General features: G+C 45.0%; 1 protein-coding gene. It reads right to left on the bottom strand.

Annotation, left to right across the window (positions count from 1 at the left end; genetic code table 11):
• Positions 1-58: 58 nt before the first annotated feature.
• Positions 59-7,876, bottom strand: coding sequence for a bacitracin non-ribosomal peptide synthetase BacB (bacB, locus tag MST20_RS15595; RefSeq protein WP_243943273.1), 7,818 nt, complete (start codon positions 7,874-7,876; stop codon positions 59-61).
• Positions 7,877-7,904 lie beyond the last annotated feature (28 nt).

Genomic DNA, 7,904 nt, shown 5'->3' with positions numbered 1-7,904 from the left:
GGGCCGCCCATTTTTTAAGCAGCAGGTTAACCACTTTTCAGCTCTTTTGTCAGGATTTCTAGCTGTCGACAGATTCATATTCATTTAATAATTCTTCAAGATCTTCCAATGAGAGTTTGTCATAACCGTAGTCAGAGGACGTTTTTTCGGTTTCATGTTTGCCCGTGCAATGGCTGATGACCATTTGCAAACTTTCTTTGAATGCTTGATTCAATTCGCTGATCGTATCTGGAGAATACTCGTATTCGTTAAATGTCGTACTGATCATCAATTGCCGGTCTGCCACGACTGAATCGATTTCAACAGAAGCATCTCTTGCACTTTTTTCTCCGATGCTTTGACCTGTCGAAAGCTTTGACGATGAAAATTGTTCAGTCGTCAGATCATGATCGAGCTCACCAAGATAATTGAATAAGATCGGAGGCTTTTCATCCTTTAAAAGCCCTTCGTCTTTTCTCAAATACTTAAGGATGCCGTATCCAATTCCGTTATTCGGTATTTTCCGCAAAGTTTCTTTCACGATTTTAATCATCACAGACAAGTCTGCTTCATCTTCTAAGTCGATGAATACCGGATACATTGCGGTGAACCAGCCGACCGTTCTCGTGATATCCACATCTTGCAAAATATCATCTCTTCCATGACCTTCCATAAGAATTTTCAGCCTGTTTTCCCCCGTCAGCCGCCTTGAGGCGATCAACAAAGCCGTTAACAGGAGATCATTGATCTGCGTATTGTATGCTTTATGCGCCTCTTTCAGCAGCTGCTCCGTTTCCGTTTGACTAAGGGATGTTCTGAGTGTTCTGCTATTTTCATAGGTATCATGTGCCGCTTGGCGATGTTTAGGGAGGAATGCCATCTTTCCTTTGGATATCTCCCGCCAATATTCTTGTTCTTTCAGGAGCTTTTTGCTGCTTGCGTACTCAGCCAGTTTTTCGGAAAACGTTTTGTACGAATCCGTTTTATAACCGAGCTCTATCGGTTTGCCTTGCAGGGCTTGACCGTATGCCGCTTCAAAATCCTCGAACAATATTCTCCAGGACACGCCGTCTACCAAAAGGTGATGGATCGCAATCAGCAGATGGTCACCCTCCGTTGTTTTGAACACGCAGAGCTTGATCATTTTGCCCTCGCTGATGGATATGTCTTTTTGAATATTCGTCGCTATCTGATAAACGGTTTCCTCGAGATTTTTTTCCGTTTTCAAATCATAGACATACAGATCGAAGACGCTGTCTTCCAAGCCGCGGTTATGCTGAATGATGTCACCGTTTTTCTCCCGATAGACCATCCGTAATGCATCATGGTGTTCTGTGAGTTTACGGAAAACCTTTTCGACGATCTTTTCAGCAAAACCGTTTTCCCTGTAGAGCATAAATGCTTGATTATAATGGTTTTGCTCCCTTTGATTTGCTTCAAAAAACGACCTTTGCACAGGGGTCAGCGGCACTTGCCCTTGCACGATTTCGCTGGTGCGTGCTTTCGTTTCTTTTTTGACATATTTACTGAGGTGTCTGATGGACGGATTGGTAAACAGATCTTTAACCTGAAGCTTGAGATCGGCTCTTGATAATTTTGAAACGATTTGCAGGGCCTTAATTGAATCTCCCCCGATTTCGAAAAAATTATCGTTGATTCCGATGTTGTCCCTACCCAGCACTTCCTGCCAAACAGCGGCCAGCTTTTCTTCAGTTTCATTACGCGGGGCTTCATATTCGCTCGCTGCTGTCGCGTCTCCGGCAGGTTCAGGAAGCGCTTTTCGATCGATCTTTCCGTTTGGTGTGAGAGGCATCTTGTTGATTTGAATAAAATAGGACGGGAGCATATAGTCCGGTAAGTGATCGGACAAATATTCCCTCAGTTCATTTGCGTTTATTTTCGCTCGCGCGACAATATAGGCGCACAAGTACTTATGTCCTTTCTTGTCTTCCCGGTCTATAACGACAGCTTCGCTGATGTTTTGATTTCCCAAAAGCTTCGTTTCAATTTCGCCTGTTTCGATTCTGAAACCGCGAATCTTGACTTGGTGATCGATTCTCCCGAGGAATTCGACATTTCCATCAGGCAGCCATCTTGCCAAGTCTCCCGTTTTATACATGTTCCCCCCGGCGGCAAAACGATTTGGAACAAACCTTTCCTTCGTAAGTTCCGGTTTGTTTAAGTATCCCCTCGCGATCCCTTCACCGCCGATGTACAACTCGCCATAAACGCCGACCGGCTGCGGGTTTAATGAGGGATCCAATATATAAAATGCTGTATTGTCCAGCGGCTTTCCTATCGGCGTATTCGCAATCTCTGGAATCCGATCTAAAGCTTCCTCATAATAGCCGGAATCGACAGAAGCTTCTGTGACGCCATAGCTGTTGATGATTCTCATCCTTTGTCCGAACCGTTCAGCGAGCCATTTATAATCTTTGATCGTGCAAGTGTCAGAACCCATGATCAACAACTTCATGCTTGAAAGATCAAGCTTATGATGATCGATATATTTCATCAAAGGAATGATCAGGCTTGGCGTCGATTCCAACATATGAATGCTGTGTTTTTTGATCATGTCATACAGCAGATTCATTTCCAGTTTGACATCATCCGGGACTATATACATTGTTCCGCCGTTGAGAAGACTACGGCATAAATCACCCGCGAATACATCAAACGACATGCTGGCAAGCTGTAGCAGGTTAACTGAAAATGATGCCAATTCATAGTGCTTTCTCCAAGTATAGTGGGCATGAATGATATTTATGTGCTCGACCATCACGCCTTTTGGGTTTCCCGTCGTACCCGAGGTATAGATGACGTATGCCAAATCACCGGGGGAATTAAGATGCTCCAGATTGCTTCCATCGGGGTCGTAAGCATCGGCCTGATCGATTTGGATGATTTCTCCGGCAAAGCTGATGCTCTTGACAAGCTGGTGCTGTGTCAGCAAAAGGTCGGCTCCGCTGTCCGTGAGAAGATATTGGATACGCTCTTTTGGAAGTCCCGGATCGATTGGCAGGTATGCCCCTCCGGCTTTTAGAATCGCCAATACCCCGGTCACCATCTCCAATGACCGTTCCGTCATGATTCCGACTACAGACTCCCGCTGAACCCCTTTTTGCCGCAATGTTCTGGCCAATTGATTCGCTTTTTCATTTAATTCACGGTATGTCAATATTTGGTCTTTGAAGACCACCGCCGGATGATCCGGTGATTTTCCGGCCTGCTCTTCAAACAGCTCAGAAAAAATCCCTGACGGGTGTTCGGCCTTCGTATCATTAAATTGATACAGCACTGTGTGTCTTTCTTCTTCTGAAAGCATGCTGATGTCGTTTAATGTCTTCTGCGGGCGATCGGAAATATCTCTTAGGATATTCACGAAATGCTGCGCCAGCGTTTCGGCGGTTTCTTTTTTATACAGCCTTGTGCAGAATTCCATGTGAAACGTAATGATGCCTGCGGACTCTGCTGCTGCCAGCGACAAATCGAATTTTGAAATCTGAAACTCCAAATCGACGGGTTCAACATGCAATCCCTCTATATCAGGCTCTGCATCATCCAGCGCCTGCATATCAAACATTGTGTCGAATAAGGCATTTCTGCTGATGTCCCGTTCCAAATCTAATTTGTCAACGAGCTCATCGAAAGGATAATCTTGATTTTCATAGGCATTTAACGTATTTTCTTTTACATCTTGCAAATACTCAATGAATGTCCTGCCGCCTTTTGGATGGTTCCTCATCGCAAGGGTGCCTACGAACATCCCGACCGTCTGTTCCAACTCCTCCCGGGTTCGCCCCGCAATCGGTGAACCGACAATGATATCTTCCTGTCCGGTGTATTTCGAAAGGAGTATTGTATACCCGGCCAACAGCAGCATATACATCGTGACTCCATTTTCTTTCGCTGTTTTTTTGAGCTTATCCGTCAGCTCTCTTTCGATTGCAAATGCGATTCGATCTCCTTCATAGCTTTGCATTTGCGGCCTTGGAAAGTCTGTCGGCATGTTCAGAACAGGGATGTCGTTTTGAAAAACGGATAGCCAGTATTCTTCCTGTTTTTTCAACCGGTCTTTTTGCCAGGACTCTCGCTGCCACTCGGAATAGTCTTTATACTGGATCTTTAACGGTGCAAGTTCCTTTTCTTCATATAAAGCCGCCCATTCTTTCAGCAAGATCCCGATTGACACGCCATCGGAAATGATATGGTGCATATCAAGCAGGAGAATGTGTTCGGCTGCGTTCACCCTCACCAGCTCGGCTCTCAGAAGAGGGGCTTTTTCCAGGTCAAACGGTCTGATAAAGTGATTCATCCGTTCCCGAAGGCTGCAATTGTCGGCTTCACTGTATTTGATTGCAAATGGGACATCCTCGTTGATCTTCTGAACGGGTTCACCATTGATGGTGGTAAAGGATGTTCTTAAGCTCTCATGTCTTTTGATTAGCGTTCTGAAGGCCTTCTCCGCCTTTTCCGTTTGGAGCCCACCTCTTATTTTCATCGCAAAAGGCATATTGTAGGCGGTTTGGCCTTCTTCGATCTGATTGAGGATGTACAGCCTTTTTTGAGCGGAAGAAAGCGGGTAGTATTCTTTCTTTTCCGCTTTTTGAATGTCTGATTGAACTTGTTTTTGTTTTTGTTCGATATAAGCTGCGATGTCTTTAATCGTCGGATGGCTGAAGATTTCCTTTAGTGTCACTTCGACTTTTAATGCCGATTGAATTTTCGCGGCCATTGAAAAAGCTTTTAACGAGTGTCCGCCGATGTCAAAGAAATGGTCGTTAATCCCGATTTTTTCCGCTTGCAAGATATCCTGCCAGATCGATAAAAGTAAGGCTTCCGTTTGATTGCACGGGGCTTCGTAGCGGGCTTGGGCAAATGCCCTTCGATCAGGCTCCGGCAATGCCTTAAGATCAGCCTTTCCATTGATCGTGCGGGGAATTTGATCAAGCTTGATAAAGCATGACGGAATCATGTACTCCGGAAGCTCCTTTGCCAAACGTTCTCGAATCTGCTCCATGTCTGCGTCTTTGTTTTTGCATGTAATGTAGGCGCATAAATATTTGCTGTTTTCCTGATCTTCCTTCGCCACCACGATGGCTTCGTTAATATCACCGTTTTTTAACAGCTTGTGTTCGATTTCTTCCAGTTCGATCCGATAGCCGCGAATTTTGACTTGGTTGTCGATTCTGCCTAAAAATTCGATGTTTCCGTCAGGCAGCCATCTTGCTAAATCGCCTGTTCGATATACTATCTCGCCTGCTTCGTCCAGCACAAAGGCCGCTTCCGTCAATGTTTCATGATTCAAATATCCCCTTGCGATCCCTTCGCCGCCGATCAGCAGTTCGCCCGGTACTCCAATCGGCTGCGGCCGGCCGTATTGATCTGCAATGTATACTTTATAATTGCTTAAAGGCTTGCCGATAGGAATGCTCGTTTTTTTGCGGTCTGCGCTGCTTAGTTGATAATAGGTAGCGCAAACTGTCGCTTCCGTTGGACCGTAGGAATTGTAAACGTCAGCGCCTTTGATGATATTTTCGACGTACTCGAATTTTAATACGTCGCCCCCACTGATAAATTTCATCTGCGGATGAAAGGTTAAGTGCTGACTTTTATCGATTTCATTTAATAGAAGCGGGGAGCAGCTGACAAGTGTGATACGATGCTTATTGATCGTTTTCACCAGTTCATCAATGTTCAGATCGCTTACTTTTCTGCTGATCACCAAGCGCCCTGAGCGGGATAAAATAGGGTAGACTTCTTCAGAAAATGCATCAAATGAAAAGGATACGACTTGCAGGACTGTATCATGTTCGCTTAAAGGAATCCTTTTCGTAAAAGCATCAACATAGTTGACGACATTGCGGTGAGTCGTCATGACACCTTTCGGCCTGCCTGTAGAGCCCGATGTATAAATCACATATGCTAAATCAGAAGCATTGTTGACATCTGGAGGATTTTCTTTGCCGAAAGATCGGATGTCTTCGATGGTTATCATTTGATGGCCGTCTATTTTCGTCTTTAAGTGCTCCTGGATGACGACCGTATCAGCTCCGCTGTCTTCCAGCATATATTTGACTCTGTCCTCGGGATAATCCGGATCAATCGGCAAATAGGCTCCGCCGGCTTTTAAAATTCCGATAATTCCGATGATCATCTCGAGTGATCGGTCTGTCATGATCGCGACAATTGTATCCGGCTTTACGCCCTTCTCTCTTAAAAGCCAGGCCAATTGGTTGGCTTTTTCGTTCAGCTCTCGATATGTCAATTGCTGATCTTCGAATATAACAGCGGGGCGATCGGGTGTTTTTTCAGCCCGCTCTTCAAACAGCCGGCTGAGTGTCTTGTTTTTCGGACCATCTGTTTTCTCATGATTGAATGTATGTAAGATGATGTCTTTCTCCTCTTCCGACATCATCCTAATCTCGCTTAACGCCAGTTCAGGGTGATGAGCAGCGTCTTTTAAAACATTCAAAAAATGTCCGGCCATTCTTTCAACCGTTTCTTTTTTATACAGATCAGTGCAATATTGGAAATCGAATTTCAGGTTGTCTCCATGCAAAAATACCGTCAGGCTTACATCGAATTTCGCGACATGAAATGGAATATCATACGTTTCAAAATGCCCCCCGCCGGCTTCAGATGCGAAATCATCCGCATGCTGCAGATCAAACATCGTGTCAAACAGCGGGTTTCTGCTCATGTCCTGTGTCAAGCCCAGATGTTCGATCAATGCATCAAATTGATAATCTTGATTTTCATAGGCGTTCAGCGTATTGTTTTTAACCGTTTGGACATATTCGCTAAATGTCATGTTCCCTTTTGGCCGGTTTCTCAGTGCAAGGGTGCCGACAAACATCCCGATTGTCCCGTTTAAATCGGCATGCGGTCTTCCGGCAATCGGCGAGCCGACAATGATATCCTCCTGTCCGGTGTATTTTGACAGCAGAATGGTGTAGCCTGCCAAAAGAAGCATGTACATTGTGACGCCGTTTTTGGCGGCGATCGTCTTCAGTTTTTTTGTGGTGCCCTGATCCAATTCAACAACTGTTCTGTTTCCTTGAAAGCTTCGGATTTTCGGTCTCGGAAAATCGAGCGGCATATTCAATACCGGAATGTCTCCCCGGAAGGTATTGAGCCAATACGCTTCCTGCTTCTTCAACCGGCTCTGCTGCTCGATGTCTCTCTGCCACTCTGAATAATCTTTATACTGAACCGCCGGCGGAGACAATTCTTTGCCTTCACAGCAGGCGGCGAATTCTTTCATTAATATTCCGATAGAGACACCGTCTGAAATGATATGATGCATATCAACCATCATCATATGCTCAGCTTCATCCACTTTTACGATTTCCGCTCTTAAAAGCGGGGCTTGTTCTAATTGAAAAGGTTTGATGAAACGGCTGATTTTCTCCTGAATGCTTTGATCCCCCAACTCGCTGTATTCAAGTCGGAACTCGGCTTCCTGTTCGATTTTCTGCACCGGTTCGCCATCGAGCATAACAAAAGAAGTTCTTAACGATTCATGCCGTTTGATGAGCGCTTTCCATGCCTGTTCAAGTCGGCTGATTTGAACTTCACCGCTTATTTTTACCGCCAGCGGCATGTTATAGGCCGTTTTGCTGTCATCAAGCTGATTTAAAATGAACATCCTTTTTTGTTCCCTTGACAACGGGTAGGTTCCGCTTTTAGACGGCGCCGCTTTCGGAAAGCTTCGCTCAATGTCTGTTTCGCCCGCTTCCAGCGCTGCGATGATGTCTTCTTTATACCGCTTGATTTGCTGTTTTAAGTCAGCTGTCAATAATTCTTGAGGACCGATGATTTTGATTTTTCCCTTGTTATGGTATAAGGTGATATTTTTCTTTTTCAAATCATTTATGAAGTCCATTATGCTCATACTCATCTCACTCCATTCGTCAGACTTG

It is taken from the genome of Bacillus sp. B19-2 (assembly GCF_022832475.1).
In the GTDB taxonomy this organism is placed as follows: domain Bacteria; phylum Bacillota; class Bacilli; order Bacillales; family Bacillaceae; genus Bacillus; species Bacillus paralicheniformis.
This window is presented reverse-complemented; position numbering and strand designations above follow the sequence as displayed.

Coding starts and splice junctions, on each gene's coding strand:
- bacB (WP_243943273.1), bottom strand. CDS start 7,876: ATGAGCATAATGGACTTCATAAATGATTTGAAAAAGAAAAATATCACC.